3 protein-coding genes are annotated in these 1,234 nt (G+C 70.4%); all 3 read right to left on the reverse strand.

The annotated features are described in order from the left end of the window. Window positions 1–540, reverse strand: a 540-nt coding sequence (locus VTU_RS0105825) for a 2-hydroxychromene-2-carboxylate isomerase (protein ID WP_010101920.1), incomplete at its 3' end; no start/stop codon positions are given. Beyond that, on the reverse strand, window positions 537–800 hold the full coding sequence (locus VTU_RS0105830) for a DUF1289 domain-containing protein (RefSeq protein ID WP_010101922.1): 264 nt from the start codon (window positions 798–800) through the stop codon (window positions 537–539). The genes VTU_RS0105825 and VTU_RS0105830, both read right to left, overlap by 4 nt. Beyond that, window positions 797–1,234, reverse strand: a 438-nt coding sequence (locus VTU_RS0105835) for a YbaK/EbsC family protein (RefSeq protein ID WP_010101924.1), incomplete at its 5' end; no start/stop codon positions are given. The genes VTU_RS0105835 and VTU_RS0105830, both read right to left, overlap by 4 nt.

Consider the following 1,234-nt stretch of genomic DNA (forward strand, 5'->3'; position numbering starts at 1 on the left):
CCAGAACAGCTTGCCGTCAACCTCGAATGTGGGCACGCCAAACACGCCCGCGGCCTGCGCGGCCTCGGTGTTGGCGCGCAGCAGCGCCTTGGGCGCTGCGCTGGCGGCGTCCTGCCCGGGACGCAGCTGCTCGGAGAGCTCTGCGGCCAACGCCGCCAAACGCCCGGCGTCGAGTGCATCCTGCCCGCCCTGCCACACATGGCGCAGCACGCTGCCCGCGACAAAGCGGTTGACGTGACCATCGTCGCTACAGGCCAGCGCCTGGCGCAGCAGGGGCAACGGGTTGAACGGGTGGCACGCGGGCATTTGCAGCGGCGTTCCCTGCGCATGGCCGAGCCAGGCCACATGGCGGTAGGTCCAGTCGCGCTTGGGACCGATTCCCGCCGGGCCCGGATTGCCGTGCCGCTGCAACAACGCACCGAGCAGCACGGGCTTATAGGCCACGCTGTAGCTCAGGCCCATGAGCACTTCGGGCAGGCGCTCGAACGCCAGCCAGGCGTAGGGCGAAACAAAGTCCAGGTAGAAGGTGATGCGCTTCATCGCAGGTCGCCCACGGCCAGGGAAATGCCCGCGCGCCCGAGCAGCCGCGCCCAGATGCTGCGGCGCAGCCGGGCGTCGGCGCGCGCCCAGACGCCGATCTCGTCCAGCGTGCGATAGCAGCCCTCGCAGTGGCTGCGGTCCGGCGACATGCGGCACACCGAAATGCACGGCGAGGGCACGGCCGCGGTACTCCCGGAGTCGAAATGCCCCCCCGCGCTCGCTTGGCGCGCGCGCATGCGCAGCAAATTGAGGGTGTTCATGGAGCGGCCTGCACCACGTCGACCACGGGCGCACCCGTCAGGCGCTGCAGGTCGCGGGGATGCAGGGGGAACACGCTGTGCGGGTGCCCGGCTGCGGCCCAGACCACGTCAAAGCGCAGCAGTTCCCGGTCGATCAGCGTCACCGGCGGCGTGGCGTGCGCGACGGGCGACACGCCGCCGATCGAAAAACCCGTGCGCGACTTCACGAATCCGGCGTCGGCGCGGCCGATGCTGCCCACATGGGCCTCGACCTTTTTCTCGTCCACCCGCCGATCCCCCGAGGCGACCACGAGCACCACCGCGTCGTCGCTCCTGCGGCGAAAAATGACGCTCTTGGCCACCTGCCCCAGCAAAATGCCCAGCGCGTCGGCCGCCTGCTGCGCAGTGCGCGCGGCCGCATCGAGCATCTGCGGCATGTGGGGGTGCTGCTGCGC

It is taken from the genome of Verminephrobacter aporrectodeae subsp. tuberculatae At4 (genome assembly GCF_000193225.1).
Taxonomy (GTDB): Bacteria; Pseudomonadota; Gammaproteobacteria; order Burkholderiales; family Burkholderiaceae_C; genus Acidovorax; species Acidovorax aporrectodeae.